Below are 23,586 nucleotides of genomic sequence, written 5' to 3' on the forward strand. Positions count from 1 at the left end.
TGTTGACGAGGTTGTCGACGGTCTGGTTGGTGGCGAACAGTTGCGAGCCGTTAACTGCATCGGTGCTAGCGCTGTTCAACGCACCGGCTGCGACATTGGTCAACTTCACCGCCGTGCCCGCCGGGTTGAAGGTCACCTGGGTTTTGGTGGAAGCATCGTCGTACTTCACCGCCACATCCGCCGTGTTGGTCACGCTGGTGTTGAGATTGCTCAGCGCTGCACCGACGTCGCTGCTGACCAATGGGCCGGTGTTGGCACCGGTTGCGCTGATGCTGTTGGTCGAATAACTCGGTGCCGTCCATGCCCCGGTTGTCGCGTTGACCGCCGCACCGCCACCCAATGCCGCTGCTGTGTCCTGGCTGCTCGCAAACAACTGGCTGCCATTCACCGCGTCAGTGCTGGTGGCGCTCAAGGCACCCACCGCGACATTGGTCAACTTCACCGCCGTGCCCGCCGGGTTGAAGGTCACCTGAGTTTTGGTGGAAGCATCGTCGTACTTCACCGCCACAGCAGCGGTGTTGGTCACGCTGGTGTTGAGGTCGCTCAGTGCCGCGCCAACGTTGTTGCTGACCAATGGACCGGTGTTGGCACCGGTTGCGCCGATGCTGTTGGTGGAATAGCTGGGGGCTGTCCATGCTCCGGTGGTCGCATCAAGTGCTGCGCCGCCGCCCAGGGCGATCGCGGTATCTTGGCCTGCTTTGTTCAGTTGGTTGACATTGACTGCGTCTGTCGCCGAACTGCCGGCCGCCAAACCGGTGATGCGCCGGCCATCAGCGCCGTTGGCGATGTTCACTTCACCACCTGTCGCCGCCCCGCCGACACCATAAGCCGCGTTGGCCAATGTCGCGCCCGTGGCGGACGAGTTGGAGCCGAGCGCCACACCATTGGCAATGGTCGCGCTCGCGAGCGGGCCGATGGCCACGCTGTCCTGGCCCGTCGCGGTGCTGTCGGCGAGAACCGAATTGCTGTGGAAATACTTGATGCCGGCACCGTTGTTGACGATGTTGTCGACGGTCTGATTGGTCGCGAACAATTGCGAGCCACTCACCGCGTCGGTGCTGGTAGCGTTCAAGGTTCCGGCCGCGACATTGGTCAACGTCACCGAGGTGCCCGACGGGTTGAAGGTCACCTGCGATTTGGTCGTGGCATCGTCGTATTTCACCGCCACGGCTGCGGTGTTGGTCACGCTGGTATTGAGGTTGTTCAGTGCTGCGCCGACGTTGCTGCTGACCAACGGACCGGTGTTGCTACCGGTCGCGTCGATGCTGTTGGTGGAATAGCTTGGTGCCGTCCATACGCCGGTGGCTGGATCGAGTTGTGCGCCGCCGCCCAGACCTATTGCTGCGCTTTGACCGATCAGGTTGAGCTGACTGACATTGACCGCATCGGTTGCGCTGGAGCCCGCAGCGAGGCCAGTGATGCGCCGGCCATCGGCGCCGTTGGCGATGTTCACTTCGCCACCCGCCGTCGCCGCCCCGCCGACACCGTAAGCTGCATTGGCCAGTGTCGCGCCCGTGGCGGACGAGCCAGATCCCAGAGCAACACTGTTATCGACACCGGCCGTGGCGCCATTGCCCAACGCAACGCTGTTGATGCCCCCGGAAACAGCGGCCGGCCCCATCGCCACGCTGTCCTGGCCGGTTGCGCTGCTGTCGGCCAGGGTCGAGTTGCTGTGGAAGTATTTGATACCTGCGCCGTTGTTGATGTTATTAACGGTGGTGTTGGTGGCAAACAGCTGCGACCCGTTCACCGCATCAGTACTGGTGGCATTCAATGTCGCCGGTGCCAGGTTGGTGATCGTCACCGGAACACCTGCTCCGGCGCCGCCAGTCGCACCCAAAGTGATCCTGGTGCCGCCGGTGGCATCGTATTTGACTGCGATATTGGCCGTGTTATTCACATTGGTGTTGAGCGCTGTCAAGGCAGATGCAACATTCGCCTGCGCCGTAGGCCCGGTCACTGCACCGGTAGCGCTGATACTGTTGATCGGCTGGCTGAAGCCGCTGATATTGCCGGTCGCCGGACTATAGGTCGCGCCACCGCCCAACGTGCTGGCGGTTGTTGTGCCCACATTGTTGACGCCGGTGACGACCGAATTCAGCTGAGAGCCGTTGATTGCGTCGGTGCTGGTGGCAGAAATCACGCCTGCCGCAACGTTCTGGATCTGGCGCTCAGTACCTGCCGCACCCACCGACACCACACCATTGGTCGAAGCTGCTGCTTCCACGCCAGCTGCAATATCACCAAATTGCGCAGTAATACCGGTATGCGGTGCAGCTGTAGTTGACTTCGAACCTAACGCCACATCGTTGGTATTGTTAGCCATTGCGGTATCGCCCAGCGCCACGGCGCCTGCTGCAGCCGCATTGCTAGTATTTCCCAGTGCTACCGAACCTTGGCCAGTGGCCGTATTGGTGTTACCCAGCGCGACAGCCCCTTGGCCGTTCGCAGTGTTGTCGGCACCCATAGCGACAGCCCCTGTGCCCGTGGCGGCGTTCGGATCTCCGATAGCCACTGCACCGTTCCCCGTCGCAGTGTTTCCGGCACCGATCGACACGGCTTTGCCACCCTGGGCCAGCGCGCTATCACCGATTGCCACGGACGAAGCCGAACTGGTGGTTGCCCCCTTACCTATAGCCACGCTGTTGGTGGCGGTGCCGGTTACGGATGCTAGAAGCCCAATTGCAACACTGGAAGTAGCAGTCGCCGACACCGTTGATTGACCACCCAGAGCGATAGAATCGTTGGCCCCAGCCTGGGCCCCACGGGTGGTGTTACTACCAATGGCAACGGCACCCGCGCCGGACGCTGTGGTGGACTGTACTACTGTAAGCGAAGTAGTGCCGGTCCCGGCGGAACCACCGATGGCCACGCTATTAGTCTTATTCGCAACGCTACCGTAACCCAAAGCGATACTTGCAGTACCCGACGCATTGGACTCCAACCCTATCGCAGTGGCCCATTTGACGGCGTTGGCAGAGTATCCGACTACTGTTCCACCGAGCCCGGTCACGGTAGAAAAGCTGCCAAAAATAGTGGCTCCATCGAAGGATCCAGCGGATGAATTGCAACCGGCAACGTTTATATAAGAGCCAGAGCCGGCAGTCGGATCTACAATTGACCCCGAGACGGCAGTCCGACCCACGGTACCAGTAGCGGTGCCGGTGCAGGAACTAGCAGAACTGTTAGCAAAATACAGCCATGCGTACCCTGGCTCAGACCATCCAACAGTCAGACTCAAAGCCACCGCGAGCACACTCAACGCTCGCGATTTCCCCTTCAGTACAAAAAGTAGGTTAACCCCCCGCTTACGCTGCCCCGCCGACCCACTCTTTGTCTTCTTGCTGGCAAGTTCCGAAGCAACTACCCAGCAACCGATCGAAGCGTTCCAAACCACAGAGTAAATTTTGTTCATTTGTTAATTTGGCGAGAGCCAACCTCCGAAATACGCGTCATCCATGGCGTGATGACTTTCGCCTTCAATTCGATTGCGGATCCAGGACCTTGCCGGCAAGCATCGAATCCCGTCAGTAATCGACAAGACTCGAACTTCGCTTCACGTAGCGAACAAGCAGCACAATGGAATCAAGTGAGCGTATTTTCTCGACTGTCCCTACGGATTAAGCTAGGAAATTTCCTGCTGTTTGTAGGAAATTTCCTAGCTAACGAACATCAGAAATCCGCCCATAAAAAAACGCCAAAGAACATGTAATCAATGTCTTTGGCGTTATGCGTTTTCCAAATGAACCCATGCATTGCGCACTTGAATAAGCCGTTCAATAACTGGCCTCTGCCCCCCGCTGAAGATCCAGCCAATTCAACAAACTGGCCGCCGACATCGGCCGCGCGCACAAGTAGCCCTGCCCTTGTTTACAACCCAGTTCCAGCAGCACTTTGCGTTGTTCTTCGGTTTCGATTCCTTCCACCACCACCGACATGCCCAACGCCTCGCCCAGTGCCAATGTGCTGCTGATAACTGCGCGACGGCGCGGCTCGTGCTTGAGACCACGCACGAACTCGCCATCGAGTTTTATTTCATTGAACGGCAACTGGCACAGCCGCTGCAGTGATGAAAAACCGGCGCCGAAATCATCGATAGACAGGCTGCAGCCCATCATTCGCAGGCGCACCAGGCTTTCCAGGCTGATGGCCGGTGCCTCGAGCAACCCCGTTTCTGTCAGCTCGAAGGTCAGCCCGGAACCGGGTAGATCATGAGCCGCCAATATGGTCTGAATCCGGCCCGTGAGGTCCGGGTTGACCAGTTGCCCCGCATGCAGATTGAACGCGACATTCAGGGCAAACCCTTGATTGAGGGCCTGGCGCTGGAGCCTCAGGCCTTGTTCCAGCTGAAGGAACAGCAACTCATCCAGCCATCCGCAACGCTCGATAACCGGCATGAACACCGAGGGCGGCAAGACACCTTTGAACGGATGGTGCCAGCGGGCCAGCGCTTCGATGCTGCACACGTCCCCCGTCTGCAGGTTGAACTTGGGCTGAAAGTACGTGTGCAGCTGATGGCCGGAAAGCGCCCGACGCACCTCTTCTTCAGAGGCCGGTACGACAGGCAGCACGCCCGATTCGTTGATGGGCTCGTTCAAGTGCTTGGCCAGCAATAGCTGCAATGCCCCGGGTTGCAAAGGTTTGCTGACATCGCCCAGCAGCGCCATGCCCAACAGCGAAATCAGTTGCCCCGGCACACTGCGCGCATCGGCCGACAGCGTACTGCTGATGATGATCGACCCTGCCAGCCCGGAACGGCCCATGGCCTGCAAAAGGTCCAGGATGCCCCCGCCCTCCTTGCGCAAGACGCAAAGCGTTACATCCACCGGACCGATCTGTTCGAGACTCGCGAGTGCCTGCCCCTCATCCACGGCAACGAAGACTTCCTGGCATCCAGATTGCCGTAGCACGTTGGCCACCCTCAAACAATGGGAGGCCATGTCGCCAAGAACCAGGATGCGTAGCGGGAGCATGGGCATGGAAGCAGCTCACTCTGAAAGGAATGAGCCAATTGTCCGGACTTGATCAGCAGGTATCTCTAGGAAACTTCCTTCTGAAAGTAGGAAATTTCCGAACACAATACCGGGGAGTTACTGACGCCTAACACCGCAATCGTGTTTGATCGTTGCGAAATTTCCTACAGACAGTGCATTGCGATCTTCATTAACGTTTGCGCATCAATTGACTGTGGATATCGGCCAACCTCTCCAGACCGGGTCGGACATGACTAAAGATCGAAGACAACTACGAATCCTGCTTAGGCGACACAAAAAAAATCTTGAATTACTGATCGCGCACAGTAAATCGTGGCAAGGCGAAGATTGCGAAAGGGGTAGCGCCACCCGCCAGAATCTGACGCTACAGATCGAACAGTTATTGAAACAACTTAACAAGTGACGGGAACGCAAACCAGAAGCTTGACGCCGTTCTTGGCGTTCTGAACTTGCTTTTCCGATATTTATTTTGGCGAGACCCTCAAGTTTATCTCTCCAAAAGCAGGGTATAAAACCGATAGGAGATTTGCAGTGATTGGCGAACCCATGTCCGACCCACGCGCAGCCATTATTTCTGACCTGGAAAAATCCAAAGAGGCGTTTCTTGCCGCCGGAAAAACGATCCAGAACATCCCGTCAGGCCACAGCGGTTTCCTTTCCGAGGGGCCTGTCACGGGTCATCAAAAAGTCCAGCGGGCCGAGCGTGCGAAACTCGCACCCGCCCTGCGGGAACTGGCTGAATCCGGACGATCCCTGCGGGCGGCTGCAAACGCCCTGAAATTGAAAGTGGATCGAGCACAACTGATCGCCAAGGAAAACAACATCATGTTCAACCGTGTGTAGTACATGACTTCATATCAGGCGGCCCCGCAAACATTCCACTCACACGCCTATCCGTCATCAACAACGGCCTCGTTGACCACACAACTTTATTAAAACTTTGAAGTTTGGCTGCACTGCCGCAGCCGGCGCGACGGTCAACTGCACGCCGGCGATGCCAACAACGTCTATCTGAGCAGCATCTATCCGGCGACGACACCGTCGACGCCACAGTCCTCGATACCCACAGCACCGCGCCCCTCTCCTACCCTCATATTGCGCCCCGCCGTGGCGGGCTCGGGCCTGCCCGGCACGTTGCCCCCGCGGATGGGCGAGCAACAGACGCTCAAATGGGATGGCTGCGGCTGCGATGCGAAAGCGTCCGAAGAGCAGGCATGGGTACGGAAGCACAACACCTGAATCTGGACGCCAGATGGCCGCTCTGGGTGCGTATCACACACATTAGTTATGCCGACAACGGAAGCTACCTCGACCTGGTCGGCCAACTGCATTCGGTGTGGAACCATTACCCCGACAAATACGGTAGTGATTGAAAAAACTACAATGCCGGCTCACTGATACGTTGCTCCAGCGTCTGCGCCAATCGCTCCATCGCTTGTTGCAACGCATCCACCGCCTCTGTCAGCGCGGCAGCGTCAGCCCCCATACAGACGGTTTCCAACTGCTCGCAGCACAGGATCAGACTGTCTGCCTTGATGATCCGCGCCCCGCCCTTGACCCGGTGGGCCAGATCGGAAAGCCCCGACAAGTCGTGCTCGCCGAACAGTTTGATGAGCCGCAACATATCCTCTTCGTTGCTGCAGGCCAGATCCCCCAGCAACTTCCTGATCGCGCGGTGATCGCCGCTGGTCAGTTGCTGCAGGCTGCTCAGATCGATGTCGCCCTCGACAACAGGGCTCAGGGCGCCATGCGTAGATGATTCCGAACCGGACTGCACCGAGGCAAGTCGGGCACTCAGGTCACCCAGGCTGGTCGGTTTGAACAGGCAATCGTCCATCCCCTCTGCCAGGCAGCGGTCTTTTTCCTCTGGCTGGGCATTGGCGGTCAGGCCGAGGATCAAGCAAGGCTCGGCCCCCGATGACTTTTCTTCGTCACGGATGGCCCGCGTCAACTCATAACCGTTCATGACCGGCATGTTGCAGTCGGTGATCACCACATCGAAATGGCCATTGCGCCAGGCGCGCAGGCCATGGGCGCCGTCCTCGGCGTCGCTGACGCTGTGACCGAGGTAAGACAATTGCTGAGAGAGCAGCAATCGGTTGGCCGGGTAATCGTCGATCACCAAAATATTCAGCACACTCGCCTGATCCGTGAGCACGGCCGCAGGCGACTCGGCGGCGGGCACTGGTTGCAGGATCAGAAGATCGAGGCGGATATCAATCTGTGTGCCCTTGCCCGGCACGCTGGTCAGGTGCAATTGCCCGTCCATCATTTCACACAAGGTACGGCTGATGACCAGCCCCAACCCCGAACCACCCCGCGCCGACTGATGATTATTGCGGGCCTGGCCGAACGGGTTGAACAACAGCGCCTGATCTTCGGCCGAAATGCCAATGCCCGAATCCTTCACCTGGACATGAATCGCCAGGCGCTCGCCGCACACGCCGAGTACCGTCTGAACACTCAAGCGCACTTCGCCTTCGTCGGTGAACTTGATCGCGTTGCTCAGAAGGTTGGACAGGATCTGTTTGAAACGCAGGGGATCGATCAGGACATCGCGACAGGCCTTGAGGTCGAAATCCAGCAACAGCCGCACCCCCTTCTGCCGTGCCACCCCTTCGAACATGCGCACCACCGATTCGACCAACTCACGCAGGCTGGCCCGTTCCGGGGTCAGGGACAGGCGGCCGGATTCGATTCGTGCGATGTCGAGAATGTCGCCGATCAGATCCAGCAACCCCCGGGCCGCACCTGAGGCCACTTCGATTGCGAACCGGTCCATGATGCCTTGATCGGCCTTCTTCATCGCCAGTTCGAGCATGCCGATCACGGCATTCATCGGCGTGCGGATTTCATGGCTCATGGTCGCCAGAAAGGTGGTTTTCGCCCGGTTGGCGTCGTCGGCGCTTTTCTTGGCATTCTGCAATTGCTCCATCAGGCGCTGACGGTCGCTGATGTCGATCCAGCCGGCAATGATGCCCATCACCACGCCTTCACTGGTGTGATACGGCAGCATCCAGTGATACACCGTATGCACCACGCCATCGGTGTGGATGTAGGTGCGATCCTGGAGCCATCGCGTGCCGCTCTCCATGACCTTGACGTATTCGGCCTGGAACGTCTGAGCATCGGAACGCCCAACCACCGGGCTGTCGATCAGACGCTTGCCCATCACGGCTTCGCGCGGCAGGCCCAGCGCGTCCAGGTAGGCCGAGTTGCAGCTGATCAGTCGCCCTTCGCGGTCGCGCACGTAAATCGGATGGGGCGTGCCATCGATCAAGGCCCTCATGAACTCCATCTGATCGTTGAGCGCCCGTTCGGCCTTCACACGGATAGACACCAGTTTGCGCAGATGAGCGATCCAGACCAGCGCCAGAATCAGCAACAGCGCGAAAATGACAAACCCCTGGATGACCGCCGAGCGATGGTGCAGCCAGCTGTCGTTATCGATCACCACGTCGTGGCGCCAAGGGCTCGTCAGTTCATCCAGTTCTTCCGGAGGAATGCTTTGCAGGGCCTTGTCCAGAATCGAGTACAGCTCCAGCGCCCCACGATCGGTGGCGAACCCGGTCGGTGCCGACAGCGGACCGACCACACTGGCCACCCGCAGACGGTCGCGGTACTGCCGCAGAATCATGTATCGCCCGTTGATCAGCGAATTGAGGGCACCGTCCGCTTCGCCTTTGTCCAGCAACGCCAAGGCTTCGGCCGACGTCGCTGTCTCGACCAGTTGAATACCCGGGAATGTCCCACGAATATACTCACTCAGCGCATTGCCGCGCCGCATCGCCAGTCGTTTGCCGACCATGCCTTCCAGCGATTGCGGTCTGTCTGCCCCCTCCTGCGTGATCAGGACAAACGGGCTGGTCAGATAAGGCCGGGTGAACCGCAGCTCGCCTTCCCGGACGGCGCTGGGGGTGAAGGCCGCGATCAGATCCGCATTGCCGGCCCGGACCTGCTCGATCAATTTCTCCATCGAGCTGCTGCGCAGGACATCGAATTTCAGACCGGTGCGCTGGCTGACCTTGGCCAGCACCTCGGCGCCGATACCCCGGAATTCACCCTGCCCATCAAAAAAGGAGACCGGCGGAAGACCGTCGTTGACGGCCACTGTCAGTCGAGGGTGCTTGTGCATCCAGCGTCGTTCGGCTTCTGTGAACTGGAGCGGGTCAAGGCCGGCAACGTTCAGGTCCCCTGCTCCCCACCGACGCAGGATCGTCATGCGATCGCTGATCGGAATCACCTCCAGCGCTGCATTGATGATCTGCAGGAGCTGACGGTTGCGCTGATTCAGGGCGAACGAGAAATGTGTGCTGAACACCCCCGACAACGTCGTCAGGTAGACGTCATTGTGGAAGTATTTGCCGACCAGATAATGGGTACTGACGGCATCGCCCAGATACGCATCCGCCTGATGGAATGCCACGGCGCCGATCGCGCTCTGGGCCGATGGGTGCAGCTGTAGCGCTGCCTTGGGGTAGTTCGCGGTGACCGCATCCGTCGGCTGAACGTGATCAACGACGGCAAGGCGATTGCCAGCCAGGTCAGGCGCCAACACCTTGCTGGTGCCACAGCGCGTCACCAGCACCGACGGTGCCTGCACATAGGGACTGGTGAGCGCCAGCTCCGGATCTGTCCCATCGAAACTGTTGACGGTGCCCACCAGATCCAGCTCACCGTCCCTGAGCGCCTGCATCGCCTCGGCCCGGGAATCATAACGAAGCACTTCGATCCTGATGTGCAACATGCCGGCCAGCAGCGCGGCATAATCGGCCGTGATGCCCTCGTAATCCTGGCCCCCGGTGATCATGCCGAAGGGCGCGCTGTCCGGCAGCGATACCCCCAGGCGCAGTGATCCTTTATCGCGCAACCAGCGCCAGTCCGCTTCATCCAGAACGACCGCAGGCAGTTCACCGTTCGAGCGACCGAAGAGGTTCAGGGTTTGCACCGCAGCCTGTACCGGCGAAACACTCCCCAACTGACCGAGCAGGCAGACGGTCAGCCCAAAGCAACGCAGAAAAATTTTCATCTAAATCAGGTTATTGCGCTTGGCAAAGTCGGCCAGATACACCACCGACTTCACATTGAGTTTTTCAATGAGGCGGGTTTTATAGGTACTGACGGTCTTGTTACTCAACAACATGGCATCACCGATTTCTTTGTTGCTCAGGCCCCGGGCAAGTTGCTGCAAAATGACCAATTCTCGATCAGACAGTCCGCGGATCATCTCCAGCTCGGTGGAGTCGATATCACTGCGGCGCACGGAGTTTCCGGCAAGATTGGGAAAAAAGGTATAGCCGGCCATCAGCGCCTTGATCGCTTTGCTCAGTTCGCTCAATTCATCGGTTTTCGAAATGTAACCGGCAGCGCCCGCTTTCATGCAGCGCATGGCATAAAACGCCGCGGACTGAGAGGTCAACACCAGGATCTTGCTCGACAGTTTCAGAGCACTGATCCGATTGATGACTTCCAGACCGTCGAGGCTGGGCATGACGATATCCAGCAGAATCAGTTCCGGCTCATGCTTGCGAGCCATTTGCACGGCATCGGCGCCATTGTCGGCCTCGGCAACGACTTCGAATTGCTCACGCTCAAGCAACACCTTCACCGTCGCCCGAATGAATGGATGATCGTCTACAATCAACGCTTTATGCATTTGAACCTCACTGCAATACGCACAGGAAAATACCAGTGACGAAATGGGCCATGCATCAAAAAAGTATGGAACAAATCACCGGTTTATGCCGCCCGGATCACTCAGTAATCAGGCAGTTATATCGAGCTGTTTGAGGAACCGAGACTGACGCTTTCAAACGGGTGAATCGGATTCCTGCAACCACCGCAGGAACCTCTGGGCCTCCATCGGACGCGCCAGGTGGAAGCCCTGGCCAAATGAACACCCCATTTCCACCAATCCGTCGCGGATAACGTGGCTGCCGACGCCTTCGATCACCAGGCTCATGTTCAGCGCGCGGGCCAGTGCCACGGTGCTGGTGACCAGCGCATGGGTGCGTGGGTCCTCGATGGATCGGACGAGTTGGCCGTCGAGCTTGAGCTGGTTGAACGGCAGTTGGCTGAGCAACGTCAACGATGAAAAGCCCATGCCGAAATCATCAATCGACAGACCGCACCCCAGCAGGCGCAGGCGTTGGAGGTTTTCCCGTGTCGTGCGAGGAACATCCAGCAAACCGTTTTCAGCCACTTCGAACAACAACGTCCATCCTGGGAAACCGTGACGCTTCAACAGATGTTCAATGTGCTCGATCAGGTCGTTGCGGGCCAATTGCGAGGCGTGAAGGTTGAACGCCAACTCCAGGCCCAGACCGGATCGGCGCAAGGCATTCAGCAAACTCATCCCTTGCTCCAGCAGTTGCTTGAGCATTTCGTCGATCAGGTCATAGGCCAATACGGCCGCCAGAAAGTCCTTGGGCAACAACAGGCCTCTGACCGGGTGCTGCCAACGCACCAGCGCCTCTGCCCCGGCCACCGCGGAAGTTTTCAAATCGAACTTGGGTTGGAACCAGGCCTTGAACTCCCCCAGGGCCAGGCCCCGCCGCACGTCCTCCTCGCTCGGGAGCCTGGAGTGAGGCGACGACTCGACGTCCGGTACCGGCCGCCGGCGAGAATAGCGACTGAGGATTTCCTGCAATGTATACAGCTGCGTGGGTTTGCTCATGACGCCGAGCATCTGCAACCCCGAAAGGCAGGTCATCTGTTCGACTGCACGGCGCAATTCCGGCTTCAGCTCGCTGCACAGCGCAACAGCACGAGCCATGCCGTTCTCTGCGACCTGGGTCAGAAAGTCCAGACAGTCGACGGCCGTATTGCTCAGGTCACAAAGCACAATGTCAACGCCTCCCGCCCGGTATATTTGCGTCAGGGCCCGCTCGCTGTCATCCGCCTGCAAAATATCGTCGACACCCAGATGCTGGAGAGCCGTAACTAACGCGCCACGCTGAAACGATTGTTCTTCTAAAACCAGGACGCTAGGGGAGCACATCTCGCCAGTTACTCTGCCAATGACTTGAGGGGAAAATTCTGGCAATTCCATTTCATCGAAAGCGAAGGATTTATCTCGGCAGCTTGTAGGAAATTTCCCAAGCGCTAGCTTGAATAGCCGTAAGAACGCTTTCGACCGGGGCTAATTTTGGTAATTGCTATCGTCAGCAAAGACAAGAGCAGTTACTTGCATGCGGAACCATAGCGTCCCTCGCAGCAACCAAGGTTTTAATTATGTTTTGAATCGCCCCGTACCTAGTACGATCACGCGCTGGGGCAGGACTGAGAGAAAAAATAAAAAGGAAACCGGCGGCTGTACATACAACTATCGGGGTAGGTCGTTAACCCACTACCACTCGGCAACGGAAGTGTCCCTCTACTGACCGGTGTGGAAAATCGAGACACTCTCCAACTGTTTAGAAAGAGCTGCGATACGTGGAGTAACATTCAGGACAGCCATTCCCACTGTCTTCAACACGCCCTGAAGTGATTTAGGCAGATTCGCTGGACCCAGAGTGAGCAAGGGCCCCTGCCTGATGGTGCAACTCTGGTGGTCCAGTCCACAAAGGTCCGCACACAGCTCCTCTGGCGTATTTTTTGCTTGATTTCTCCCTGCAATCGTTCTCGAACTAGCGGTATTGAACATGGCACTCAATCAGATATTGTCGCTCCATGAAGTTGTGAACTGGAACATGGTCCTTGCAAGTCTGTTTGACAGACAATTGGAGAATGGCCTTCCGGGATTGCTTTCCGATGCGATGAAACATTTTATCGAACACGATACTTTCATCCTCAAGGCGTACGACCATGGCAGCGATTTGCCAATAATCATTTCTCATGACATCCCAGCGCATCGGCATTATCAGTATTTCGAAAATTACTTCGCATCGGCATACAAAGAAGATCCGCTGCTGGATAAGCTTCGATACGATGGCACGGGTAGCGTGATTCAAATCAATGCAAGTACTTGCGCGCTGAAAAACTCTGCGTACTACCGAACCTACTATGAGGATCTACACCTGCATGACGAGATCGATATCTTGTTGCCAGTGGCGCCCCGCCAATCACTGGTGCTGTCGATTGGCCGACGTGGCGGTGTTGCCCATGAAGACGAACTGGCAACCTTGAGCAGCGTATATCCACTGATCGAGTGTTTGCTGAAAAATTTCTGGAAGCAGCGATCGGCGAAGCAAGACCTTGTGCCGCATTCTATCGAAACACGTCTGGCCAGGTTCGGTGAGGATCTGCTGACCGTACGGGAGCGGGAAATCACTCGTTGGATGCTACAAGGCAAGTGCACCAAAGAAATTGCTCGTTTGCTGGAGATCAGTGCACAGACCGTCAAGGTCCATCGCAGAAACATTTATGCCAAGCTGGGCGTCAATACTGAACTGCAACTGTGCAGCCTGTTTGCCGCGACGGTACTTCCCTCCCCTTACGTGGGAAACGCCAAACACGTGGCTTGATGGAGCGAGCGCTAACGACCCGATTTCTGCTGCCGATAGCGCTTGCTCACCAGCCAGTAGGCTGCCCTGTGCCTCATCGCACAAAGCCACTTCGTCCTTGATCTGTCCTGGTACGCTCAGCAAGCGGACCCGCAAGCCACCCAGGTCGATACTCTCCTCTGGCCTCGCCCGCCGCGCTGCCTTGAAGGGCGGTACCAAGCTTCCCGAATACACGGGCCCTGGTACGTGGTAGAGGCCATCCTTCCCCTTGAACTTACCCCTCACGTCTGCTCATAGCAGGCGCCATCGCCGACTCGATAGAAGTCATGAGGCATCAAGCGGTGTAGATTGTTCCTATGTAGATGCCGTGGTTAGTTGAAATAACCGTCTTCAATCAACTTGCTTGAATGCAGTCGTTGAAGGGTTCCCGAGTGCCCGACGCAAACTGAGGCTTTTTCCAGCAAAGTGCCCCGATAGGGGTATGTCCTCCTACCAGATCGCTCCAGTAAGGTTATTTAGTGCGACCGCCAAGGAGGAAACTGCTATTCGCAGATGCTAGGGCTTGAAACATAGCGTTAACGGTCGCCTCGCACTTCTCATAAAAAGGGTATTGCTACCCATCCAACAAAAGTTCGGAGAGTGTTATGGGGAACAGCAGCAGGCTGTGGCCAAGTTTTTTCAAAAATATCAGTGGCGTCACGCTTACCGCTATAGCGGTAACACAACTTCCAGTAGCGAAAGCCGAATACAACTTTACTTACGGCGACCTGAGTGGCAGCACCAGCGTGTTGGTAGGCGGAGCGGCACTCTCGACAAAAGGAGTCAACTTTGGTCTTGGCCAGATTGACTTCCGTAACGGAGAGAATCACGGAGATCGTGCAGACTGGTTTGAAGCATTCCTGAAACCAAAACTTGAACTTAAATACGACCTGAATGATTCCGTGAAATTTTTCTCGGGCCTATCATTCATCACAACCCACACCGGTGGCGACGGCGATGCCGGCGGATACACGCGTGGGGGAGATGGCAAGACCAGCTGGGAAGATCTTTATCTAGGCGCCCAGTACAAAGACCTGAGCATAAGCGCAGGCCGCCAAGGCTACGTGATCGGCAACGGTTTCATCATCGCGGATGGGCATCTGGGGATGCTCGACGAAGGAACGTACTGGGGAGATCCGCGCCGAGCGTTTGAAGACACGATCATCCTTCGTTATGCGGGCAAATCAGCTTTCTCAGCAGAAGCATTTACCGTTACGACCGATAAGCACATGGGGCATCAAAAGCTGTCTGGCATCAACATGGATTACAAAGCCCCCTACGGCAAGGTGGGCGCGGCGTACATCCATGTGAGCGATACCGACGCAAACTTCCAGCGCACCGCGCCGAAGAACGGCATGAACGTCTACGACTTCAGACTGCTGTCAATGAAGGTGCCAGGCATTGATGATCTGACGCTCGACGCTGAATACGCAGTCCAACGTGGAAGCGGTGAAGGCGTCGAGTTCAAAGGGAACGCCTGGTATGCCCAGGCTGCATACACCTTCTCTGCTTTGCCCGTAACACCACAGATCACTTACCGCTATGCGGCGTTTTCTGGAGATGACGACCCTAACGACGGAAAGCGAGAAAGCTGGGATCCTCTGGCCAAAGGCTACATGGATCGCGGCGCTTGGGTAATCGGTGACATCACTGGCAACTACTTGCTGAACAACAGCAACGAAGTGGTGGGTATGTGGAAGGCCGCATTCCCTATAACGCCGGAGGTGACCCTGGGTGCCGCGTATTACGACTTCGACCTGGACAAAAGCAATTATTACGGCACTGCTGTAAGCAGCAAAGAGTTTGCAGACGAAGCCGCTATTTTCGCTGACCTTGCCCTTACGAAGAACGCCTACATCACTCTCTCGTACAACCAGGTAAAGCCGAAGGCGGCGGCCAAGGAAGTGTTTGGAGATAAGGATTTCTCTGCCCTTCAGGTCTACGCCACCTACCTCTTCTGATCACTCACGCGCCTCATCGAATTCAAGTTCGTGAGGCGCAGTGCCTCTAAAAAACCAGGCAAAGCGTGTGCAGTGGAAACACACCCTGGCCGCATGCTTCCCCCCAATCCCCCCGTCTACCCCTATAGCGGCATATTCCCCCCTGCTCCCAGGGCATAAGCTGATGAGGCAAATCAATTGCAACCCTAATCACAGATTTGATGACGAGGTAGAAAATGGGGACTGGGTTCGTTTGGCATGAGCTATTCATGTGGCATTCGACGGGGTGTCATGCCGGAATCTACAAACCAGGGCTGACGATCCAGCCTGGTACTCCATTCGAAGAAGCGGAAACGAAACGACGCTTCAAAAATCTTTTGGATGTCAGTGGCATCACGGACGATTTGCTTCACATTCGCCCCCGAGCGTTACGCCGAGATGAACTCGAAAGGGTTCATTCGGCTGCCTACCTGGATGAACTTGAGGCCCTGTCAAAGGCCGGGGGTGGAGCCTTCAGCGCCAACACGCCCTTTGGCGCAGGTAGCTATGAGATCGCGGCGCTGTCCGCGGGCGGCGTCGTTGAGGCCGTAGATGCAGTGATGCGTGGGGATGTGAAAAACGCCTACGCACTGGTTCGCCCACCAGGACACCATGCCGTTGCCGATGCGGCGATGGGCTTCTGCCTTTTCGCCAACGGATCTCTTGCCGCTAAACATGCAATCGAAAAGCATGGCCTGGAACGCGTCGCCATCGTGGATTGGGATGTCCACCACGGTAATGGCGCGCAAGACATCTTCTGGGAATCGTCCAAGGTCCTGACGATCTCCATTCACCAAAAGGGAAATTACCCCAGTGACAGTGGGCATGCCGAAGAGCGCGGCCTTGGCGCCGGCGCTGGCTACAACCTGAATATCCCCATGCTTCCAGGTTCCGGTCACGGCGCTTATCTGGGAGCGATGGACACACTCATCGTGCCGGCGCTCAGGGCATTCGACCCACAGCTGATCATCGTCTCCTGCGGCTTCGATGCCGGAGCTTACGACCCCTTGGGTCGAATGTTGCTCCATAGCGATAGCTTCCGAGACTTGACACAAAGAGTGATGGAGGCCGCGGATATTTCATGCAAAGGAAAGTTGGTGATGTGCCACGAGGGTGGCTATGAGCAGAACACTGTTCCTTACATGGGGCTTGCAGTTATCGAGACCTTGAGCGGTATCAAAACCGCTATTTCAGACCCCAACCTCGATGACATGAAGGGGCTTTTCGGCCAGGAGACACAGAGCTACCAGCGCGAACATCTCATGGAGATAAGAAAGCTACTGCAATGTCCTGCCGAAGCAGCACGCCGTAGCTGACACTCGCAAAATATGTAATCGACACATTTCAGTCCATTCAAAAATAATAAGCCTAAGGTCTTGCCATGTCGCAACTTATTGCCGAGCGCGATTCAAACACATCACAACCACTCTTGATAAAGCTCATCGTGTTAGCGGACTTTCTTCTGTTGCTGGCAGCGCCGTTGCATTGGCATTTCGCAAACGGATCCCCCACGCAAGCTCTTACTTACTTCCTGGGATCAAGCTTGTTGGTGGCACTGTCTCTTCCGCTGATCTCGGCATGCTCAAAACAAGAGGGTGAATAAAATGCAGATGCTCATTGGCTACGGTGGGGTGTTGATTTTCTTCCTGATCATTATTTATGCGCTGGAAAAGAGCCACAAAACTGATGGATCGGGCAGTTTCAGCGAGTACGCAACGGGTGGACGTTCCTTCGGTAGCTTCTACTCAACCATGGCGTTCGTGAACACCTGGCTTCCGGGGACCATTTTCATCTCCTTCGCGGGTTTCGCGGCGTCCTCTGGAATCATCGGGTTCTACTACGTCCCCTACTCGCTTCTCGCGGTAGTGCTCATGTTCCTCCTGGCCAAACCGGTACACATGTGGGGCAAAGCGTTCGATCTTCGCACCCAAGCTGACCTTCTCGGCCTGCGTTACAACTCAAAGACAGTGCGGGTGGTCGCCGCGGCGATCGGCATCATCGCGTCCTTCCCGTGGATCGTGCTGGGCATGCAATCTCTGACACTTGTTTTCACCCACTTATCGTTCGGTGCCGTAAGCGCTAGCACTGCAGTCTTCATCGGTATCGGCCTGATTGTCGCTCGTCAAATCTGGACCATCCGCTTCGGCGCCCGGGGCGTCATCGTCAGCGACATGATCCAGGGAATCGCGGCCTATCTGATTGGGACGCTTATCGCGCTCGGTCTGCTGGTCTGGCTGACCACCAATGGACATGGATTCGGGCAATCCAATTCCAGCATGTTCACCATTCCAGGCCCTGGTAGCGAGCTCGGGCCTCTGTACCTGTTCTCCCTGATCGTCACTGGTGCTTTGGGTGGATGGTGCTGGCCGGACATCTTCGTCAGGCTCTTTGCTTCTCGTAGCACCAGGACAATCCAGAAGTCAGCAGTTCAGGTCGCACCCATTCTGCTTATATTCGGCACCTCGATCACTCTGCTGGCCTTGAGCGCCTCGACGCTTCCCGGGGTTCAAGAGTCTCCGGACGCCGTGTGGTTCATCGCAGCTGAAGTCGGTGGGGTGCTTGTGGTGACGCTGGCCGGCATCTGCGTGGTAGCAGCAACCATGGGTAACGTCGGCGCCAATCTGCAAGCACTCGGCGCACAGACAGCGAATGACATCGTTGGGGTACTGCAGGAACGTCGGATTGAGAACCACCGCATTGGACAATTGACCGTAGCAATACTGACCATCCTTGCAGCAGTCTTCGCGGTATCAACCACTAAATCCAGCCACCTGATCACTCTTGCAATGACCTCCTACCAGGGCATAGTCCAACTGGCTCCAACCATTTTCCTCGGGATCTTCTGGAAACGTGGAACGGCTGCAGCCGCGGTCTGCTCGATGATCAGCGGATTCGTGTGTGCCGGGGTTCTACAGTGGTACTTTCCGACCTCCCTGCCTCAACTGGGGGGCTTGACCTCGGGAGTGGTTGCTTTAGCTGTGAACTTCGCGGTGTACGTAACTATCACCCTGCTCTTCCCCGCCACTGCCGCAGAGCGCCAGAGGGTGAATGAGCTCTACCTCTTCATTGACTCCCCTCAGACGAAAAGCACCGCCAAGAGCAACCTGGCTATTTCGTAATAAATCGCCCTGGTCGCCAAGGACGTCGACCAGGACTTTGTTACCCCGGGAGCTTATTTCGGACTACTGCATTCCAGGCAGTAGAAAGCTCAAGATACGAAACCGCATCGAGCGGCTTATCGCTGCACAGGGCGCAGTAGCTGGAGATGACCATGGTCATGGTTGAGGAATGCGGCTACGCCAAAGAGCTCACCTACCCCAATAGAGGCATTCCCCCCTCCGGCCCTTGCTCCTACCCTACTGACTCGCTCATCACTTTTTTTGGTCGATTTGATGGCAGTTCGGCGAGGGTTTGTGCAATGAAGAGCGGTTCTATCTGGCATGAAATTTACATCGTGCCTTACATGGGCCTAGCCGTTATTGAGACATCGAGCGAGCAGTCCACTGCCATTACCGATCCCAATCTTGCTGATATGCAGGGTATGACAGGAGAAACGCTACGACCCCATCAACGCGAATGGATTGCCAATTTGCTGACAGAACTTCAAGCCCCCTTGTTGTCAGTTCCGAAAGAAGAGTGCTGTGTATGAACACACTTTCGACATCCAGAAAATACTTATCTAACGCATGTTTGCGTTTAAACATAGTTCCTACAACGGTTGGATTAAAATTGATCAAGAACAGCCCCATTCGCTTGCTTGGCAAAGTCCTTTGCGGGCTCGGCCTGCTCAGCTCTCTCGCCCACGCCGAAGATCGCACCTTGCGGGTCTATAACTGGTTCGACTACATCACCCCCAAGGCCCTGGAAGATTTCAAGGCCCAGAACACGCAGACCAAACTGGTCTACGACGTCTACGACACCAACGAAACCCTGGAAGCCAAGCTGCTCACCGGCAACTCCGGTTATGACGTGGTGAACCCGGGCGACATGTTCTTCGCTAAAGAGATCGCGGCGGGAGTGTTCCAGCCACTGGACCGCAGCAAGCTGCCAAACTGGAAACACCTCGATCCCAATCTGATGAAGCTGGTCGAAGACAACGACCCGGGCAATAAATTCGGTGTGCCCTACATGTACGGCACCGTCCTGATAGGTTTCAACCCGGCAAAAGTCAAAGCCGCGCTGGGGGATAACGCACCGGTGGACAGCTGGGACCTGATCTTCAAGGAAGAGAACATCAGCAAGCTCAAGCAGTGCGGCGTGGCCCTGCTCGACTCGCCGTCGGAGATTCTGCCGTTGGCCCTGCGACACCTCGGCCTGGACCCCAACAGCGCCAACCCGGCGGACTACACCAAGGCTGAAGAACTGTTGATGAAGATCCGTCCGTTTATCACCTACTTCCACTCGTCCAAGTACATGGCCGATATCGCCAACGGCGATATCTGTGTCGCAGTCGGTTACTCCGGTAGCTTCTTCCAGGCCAACAACCGTGCCAAGGACGCCAAGAATGGCGTGGTGGTCGACATGCGCCTGCCCAAGGAAGGCGCACCCGTCTGGTTTGACATGCTCTCGATCCCGAAATCAGCGAAAAATCCGGAAGACGCCTACGCCTTCATCAACTACTTGTTGGAACCGAAAGTCATCGCGCCAATCAGCGACTTTGTCGGCTACCCGAACCCGAACAAGGACGCCACTGAACTGGTTGACCCGGCAATCCGCAACAACCCGAACCTGTACCCGACCGAAGCGACCATGAAAACGCTCTACAGCGTGAAACCGCTGCCCCGTGAGGCGGAGCGTGCACGAACCCGGGCCTGGACAAGAATCAAGTCAGGTGTCTGAGCCCGACAAGATCGAGGCTTGGCACAGACTCTATAGCCGTTGCCGAAGCCACAGTTGCTAAAGGGCCCCGGGGGGCGCCCGATCAGAGGTCTGGATTAGTTCAGCGACGGTCTGATTCAGACCGTCGCTGTTCGGTCGGACGCCGCCGACGGCGTGCGAATCTTTACATCAAGTTCGCCTCTTCTGCTGATTGCCAAATAGAACCCACAGGTTGCAAGTCCCGAACCTGCCGCATAATTCAGTGCAACGAGAACCACTATGAAAGTCCATTTTGAGTTTAGTGATGCCCTTAAGTCCGAGCTCCAGCGTGATGGAAACAATCACCTGTTCAACCATCAGCAGTCGGCGGCAACAGCATGATCGAGGTCACCGAGGTTTCCATTGCCCAACTGCGCGCTGCACTCGAATCCGGCCAGACCACGGCCGTTGAACTGGTCCAGGCCTATCTCGCCAGGATCGATGCCTACGACGGCCCCGACACGCCTACCGCCCTCAATGCGGTGGTGGTCCGCAACCCTGAGGCGCTCCAGGAAGCACAAGCCTCCGATGCCCGTCGGGCCACGGGTCAGACGCTGGGACCGCTCGATGGCATCCCTTACACCGCCAAGGACAGTTATCTGGTCAAGGGCCTCACCGCGGCTTCCGGCAGCCCCGCCTTCGCCAGGCTGATCGCCTATCGCGACGCATTCACCATCGAACGCCTGCGCGCCGCCGGGGCGATCTGCCTGGGCAAGACCAATATGCCGCCCATGGCTAACGGCGGCATGCAGCGCGGGGCCTATGGCCGCGCGGAAAGCCCGTACAACGCCGCCTACCTCACCGCGCCCTTCGCCTCGGGCTCGTCGAACGGCGCGGGTACCGCCACCGCCGCCAGCTTCGCCGCCTTCGGCCTGGCGGAAGAAACCTGGTCCAGCGGCCGGGGGCCTGCCTCGAACAACGGTTTGTGTGCCTATACCCCTTCGCGCGGGGTGATTTCGGTGCGAGGCAACTGGCCATTGGTACCGACGATGGACGTTGTCGTACCGTATGCCAGAACCATGGGGGACCTCCTTGAGGTGCTCGACATGGTGGTGGCCGAAGACCCCGACACACGCGGCGATCTGTGGCGGATGCAGCCCTGGGTGCCGATCCCGAGCGTGGCTTCGGTGCGTCCAGCCTCCTATGTGTCACTGGCGGCGAACAGTGGAGCACTCGCTGGAAAGCGCTTCGGCGTGCCGCGCATGTACATCAACGCCGACCCTGAGGCGGGCACCAGCGAGGCGCCGGGGATCGGTGGCCCGACCGGGCAACGCATCGACACCCGCCCTTCAGTGATCGGCCTTTGGGAACAAGCTCGCCAGGCACTCGAAGCCGCGGGTGCAGAAGTACTTGATGTCGACTTTCCTCTGGTCTCCAACTACGAGGGTGATCGCCCTGGCGCGTCAAAGGTGTTCCATCGCGCACTAGTGCCTGAAGAGTTCCAGCACCATGAATTGTGGGAGCTTTCGGCCTGGGCCTTCGATGACTTTCTGCGGGCCAACAACGATCCGAAATTGCACCGTCTGGTCGACGTCGACGGGCCGCAGATTTTTCCACACGATCCAGGCGCTCTGCCCTGTCAACAGGGTGCCTTTGCCATTGACATGAGCGAGTACGTGCAGATAGCCGAGCGAGGCATTACCCCTTGGGACCAGATCGCCACTCTTGCTGGCGGACTCCGAGGGCTTGAGCAGACGCGCCGGATCGACCTTGAAGACTGGATGGATCGGCTCGGCCTTGATGCGGTGATCTTCCCCACCGTGGCCGACGTCGGCCCGGCGAATGCCGACGTCGATCCGCAGTCAGCGGACATCGCCTGGAGCAATGGCGTCTGGGTCGCCAACGGCAACCTCGCCATCCGCCACCTGGGCGTGCCCACCGTCACAGTGCCTATGGGCGTCATGCCGGACATCGGCATGCCGGTTGGACTGACCTTTGCCGGCCGTGCCTATGACGACTCGACGCTGCTGCGTTTGGCTTCAGCGTTTGAGTCGACTGGTACGAAGCGCATGATCCCGCCTCGTACCCCGCCATTGTCCGCGGACAATTGACAGAAAGGTCGGGATTGGCGAGATACCAACACCAATCCCTCCCAATGACGGCAGCGCTCCCCGACGGCGGTCGCCAGATCGGGGAGCGGTGGCAATGCTTCAGCTGCCGGTGCGGATCTTGTTCCACACCCGGGTGCGGATCCGGTCGATATTCAGCGGCATGGCTTCCAGGGCGAACAGCTTGCCCATCATGTCCGGGCTCGGGTAGACCTTGGTGTCGTTCTTGATGGCCGGGTCGATCAGGCTGTCGGCCTGCTCGTTGCCGTTGGCGTAGTGCACGTGGTTGGTGATCTCGGCCATCACCTCCGGGCGCAGCAGGTAGTTCATGTAGGCATACCCGGCCTTTTCGTCCGGCGCGTCGTTGGGCATGGCCACCATGTCGAACCAGATCGGCGCGCCTTCCTTGGGAATCGCATAACCGATTTCCACACCGTTCTTGGCTTCCTTGGCCCGGCTATCGGCTTGCAAAACGTCGCCGGAGAAGCCTACCGCCACGCAGATATCGCCGTTGGCCAGGTCGCCGGTGTACTTGGAAGAATGGAAGTAGGCGACATAGGGCCGGATCTTTAGCAGCAGCGCTTCGGCCTTCTTGTAGTCCTCGGGATTCTTGCTGTGGTGCGGCAGGCCCAGGTAGTTCAGTGCCGCTGGCAGCAGCTCGGGGCCGTTGTCGAGGATCGCCACCCCGCACTTCTGCAGCTTCTGCATGTATTCGGGCTTGAAGATCAGGTCCCAGGAATCCACCGGCGCGTTGTCGCCCAGCACCGCCTTGACCTTGGCCACGTTGTAGCCGATCCCGGTGCTGCCCCACAGGTACGGGAAGCCGTGCTCGTTGCCCGGGTCGTTGGTCTGCAAGGCCTTGAGCAGCACCGGGTTGAGGTTCTTCCAGTTCGGCAGTTGGCTCTTGTCGAGCTTCTTCAGCGCCCCGCCCTCGATCTGCCGGGCCATGAAGTGGTTGGAGGGAAAGACTACGTCATAACCGGAGCGACCAGTCATCAGCTTGCCGTCCAGGGTTTCGTTGCTGTCGTAGACGTCGTAGCTGAAACCGATGCCGGTTTCCTTCTGGAAGTTCTTCAGGGTGTCCGGGGCGATGTAACTCGACCAGTTATAGATCTTCACCGTCTCGGCCGCCTGGCTGAGTGAAGCCACCAGCAGCAACGGCGCGCACAGCGATAAAGCCGGTTTTTTACGGATCATGGGGCGATTCCTGAGTGGGTTTGTTTTT

At 57.4% G+C, this 23,586-nt stretch carries 14 protein-coding genes and 2 pseudogenes; 9 read left to right on the plus strand and 7 right to left on the minus strand.

Annotated features, from left to right (window positions below; translation table 11 throughout):
* Positions 1 to 4: 4 nt before the first annotated feature.
* The 3 genes and pseudogenes from AC07Y9_RS15145 to AC07Y9_RS15155 all read right to left on the minus strand — a co-directional run.
* Positions 5 to 109 (minus strand): annotated as a pseudogene (locus tag AC07Y9_RS15145) (hypothetical protein); the annotation flags it as partial.
* A 210-nt stretch (positions 110 to 319) separates the two neighbouring features.
* Positions 320 to 3,415 (minus strand): annotated as a pseudogene (locus tag AC07Y9_RS15150) (ESPR-type extended signal peptide-containing protein); the annotation flags it as partial.
* A gap of 361 nt (positions 3,416 to 3,776) precedes the next feature.
* On the minus strand, positions 3,777 to 4,979 hold the full coding sequence (locus AC07Y9_RS15155) for an EAL domain-containing response regulator (RefSeq protein ID WP_102681024.1): 1,203 nt from the start codon (positions 4,977 to 4,979) through the stop codon (positions 3,777 to 3,779).
* Between the two features lie 546 nt (positions 4,980 to 5,525).
* Between AC07Y9_RS15155 and AC07Y9_RS15160 the strand changes: the two genes are divergently transcribed.
* Positions 5,526 to 5,837, plus strand: a complete 312-nt coding sequence (locus AC07Y9_RS15160; RefSeq protein WP_087090761.1) for a hypothetical protein — start codon at positions 5,526 to 5,528, stop codon at positions 5,835 to 5,837.
* Positions 5,838 to 6,372: 535 nt separating this feature from the next.
* On the opposite strand, the gene AC07Y9_RS15165 is transcribed toward AC07Y9_RS15160, so the two are convergent.
* From AC07Y9_RS15165 to AC07Y9_RS15175, 3 genes are all read right to left on the minus strand, one after another.
* The gene (locus tag AC07Y9_RS15165; RefSeq protein ID WP_102681025.1) at positions 6,373 to 10,023 is read right to left on the minus strand and encodes a transporter substrate-binding domain-containing protein; all 3,651 of its coding nucleotides are present in this window, start codon (positions 10,021 to 10,023) and stop codon (positions 6,373 to 6,375) included.
* Complete coding sequence (locus AC07Y9_RS15170) at positions 10,024 to 10,650, minus strand: response regulator transcription factor (RefSeq protein ID WP_102681026.1); 627 nt, start codon at positions 10,648 to 10,650, stop codon at positions 10,024 to 10,026.
* A gap of 153 nt (positions 10,651 to 10,803) precedes the next feature.
* Entirely contained in the window at positions 10,804 to 12,045 is a 1,242-nt protein-coding gene (locus AC07Y9_RS15175) for an EAL domain-containing response regulator (RefSeq protein WP_256580995.1), read from the minus strand.
* A gap of 592 nt (positions 12,046 to 12,637) precedes the next feature.
* On the opposite strand from AC07Y9_RS15175, the gene AC07Y9_RS15180 reads away from it, so the two are divergent.
* The 8 genes from AC07Y9_RS15180 (at position 12,638) to AC07Y9_RS15215 (ending at position 22,364) form a co-directional block, all read left to right on the plus strand.
* On the plus strand, positions 12,638 to 13,459 hold the full coding sequence (locus tag AC07Y9_RS15180; RefSeq protein WP_102681027.1) for a helix-turn-helix transcriptional regulator: 822 nt from the start codon (positions 12,638 to 12,640) through the stop codon (positions 13,457 to 13,459).
* Positions 13,460 to 14,082: 623 nt separating this feature from the next.
* Complete coding sequence (locus AC07Y9_RS15185; protein WP_102681028.1) at positions 14,083 to 15,438, plus strand: alginate export family protein; 1,356 nt, start codon at positions 14,083 to 14,085, stop codon at positions 15,436 to 15,438.
* 248 nt (positions 15,439 to 15,686) lie between these two features.
* Complete coding sequence (locus AC07Y9_RS15190) at positions 15,687 to 16,772, plus strand: class II histone deacetylase (protein WP_256580967.1); 1,086 nt, start codon at positions 15,687 to 15,689, stop codon at positions 16,770 to 16,772.
* A gap of 65 nt (positions 16,773 to 16,837) precedes the next feature.
* On the plus strand, positions 16,838 to 17,059 hold the full coding sequence (locus AC07Y9_RS15195) for a hypothetical protein (protein ID WP_146021779.1): 222 nt from the start codon (positions 16,838 to 16,840) through the stop codon (positions 17,057 to 17,059).
* 1 nt (position 17,060) lies between these two features.
* Positions 17,061 to 18,575, plus strand: a complete 1,515-nt coding sequence (locus AC07Y9_RS15200; RefSeq protein ID WP_102680332.1) for a sodium:solute symporter family protein — start codon at positions 17,061 to 17,063, stop codon at positions 18,573 to 18,575.
* A gap of 152 nt (positions 18,576 to 18,727) precedes the next feature.
* Positions 18,728 to 19,105, plus strand: a complete 378-nt coding sequence (locus AC07Y9_RS15205; RefSeq protein WP_102680333.1) for a hypothetical protein — start codon at positions 18,728 to 18,730, stop codon at positions 19,103 to 19,105.
* 83 nt (positions 19,106 to 19,188) lie between these two features.
* Positions 19,189 to 20,295, plus strand: coding sequence for a polyamine ABC transporter substrate-binding protein (locus tag AC07Y9_RS15210; protein ID WP_370686819.1), 1,107 nt, complete (start codon positions 19,189 to 19,191; stop codon positions 20,293 to 20,295).
* A 356-nt stretch (positions 20,296 to 20,651) separates the two neighbouring features.
* On the plus strand, positions 20,652 to 22,364 hold the full coding sequence (locus tag AC07Y9_RS15215; RefSeq protein WP_102680335.1) for an amidase: 1,713 nt from the start codon (positions 20,652 to 20,654) through the stop codon (positions 22,362 to 22,364).
* Positions 22,365 to 22,463: 99 nt separating this feature from the next.
* On the opposite strand, the gene AC07Y9_RS15220 is transcribed toward AC07Y9_RS15215, so the two are convergent.
* Positions 22,464 to 23,558 (minus strand): polyamine ABC transporter substrate-binding protein, encoded by a 1,095-nt coding sequence (locus tag AC07Y9_RS15220; protein WP_102680336.1) that lies wholly within the window; start codon positions 23,556 to 23,558, stop codon positions 22,464 to 22,466.
* Between the last annotated feature and the right edge of the window lie 28 nt (positions 23,559 to 23,586).

This window comes from Pseudomonas sp. GW456-L12 (assembly GCF_059424045.1).

What these genes read in the sequence shown, in the direction of transcription:
- AC07Y9_RS15155 (WP_102681024.1), bottom strand. Translation starts at nt 4,979, where the DNA reads ATGCCCATGCTCCCGCTACGCATCCTGGTTCTTGGCGACATGGCCTCC.
- AC07Y9_RS15165 (WP_102681025.1), bottom strand. Translation starts at nt 10,023, where the DNA reads ATGAAAATTTTTCTGCGTTGCTTTGGGCTGACCGTCTGCCTGCTCGGT.
- AC07Y9_RS15170 (WP_102681026.1), bottom strand. Translation starts at nt 10,650, where the DNA reads ATGCATAAAGCGTTGATTGTAGACGATCATCCATTCATTCGGGCGACG.
- AC07Y9_RS15175 (WP_256580995.1), bottom strand. Translation starts at nt 12,045, where the DNA reads ATGGAATTGCCAGAATTTTCCCCTCAAGTCATTGGCAGAGTAACTGGC.
- AC07Y9_RS15180 (WP_102681027.1), top strand. Translation starts at nt 12,638, where the DNA reads ATGGCACTCAATCAGATATTGTCGCTCCATGAAGTTGTGAACTGGAAC.
- AC07Y9_RS15185 (WP_102681028.1), top strand. Translation starts at nt 14,083, where the DNA reads ATGGGGAACAGCAGCAGGCTGTGGCCAAGTTTTTTCAAAAATATCAGT.
- AC07Y9_RS15190 (WP_256580967.1), top strand. Translation starts at nt 15,687, where the DNA reads ATGTGGCATTCGACGGGGTGTCATGCCGGAATCTACAAACCAGGGCTG.
- AC07Y9_RS15195 (WP_146021779.1), top strand. Translation starts at nt 16,838, where the DNA reads ATGTCGCAACTTATTGCCGAGCGCGATTCAAACACATCACAACCACTC.
- AC07Y9_RS15200 (WP_102680332.1), top strand. Translation starts at nt 17,061, where the DNA reads ATGCAGATGCTCATTGGCTACGGTGGGGTGTTGATTTTCTTCCTGATC.
- AC07Y9_RS15205 (WP_102680333.1), top strand. Translation starts at nt 18,728, where the DNA reads ATGGTCATGGTTGAGGAATGCGGCTACGCCAAAGAGCTCACCTACCCC.
- AC07Y9_RS15215 (WP_102680335.1), top strand. Translation starts at nt 20,652, where the DNA reads ATGATCGAGGTCACCGAGGTTTCCATTGCCCAACTGCGCGCTGCACTC.
- AC07Y9_RS15220 (WP_102680336.1), bottom strand. Translation starts at nt 23,558, where the DNA reads ATGATCCGTAAAAAACCGGCTTTATCGCTGTGCGCGCCGTTGCTGCTG.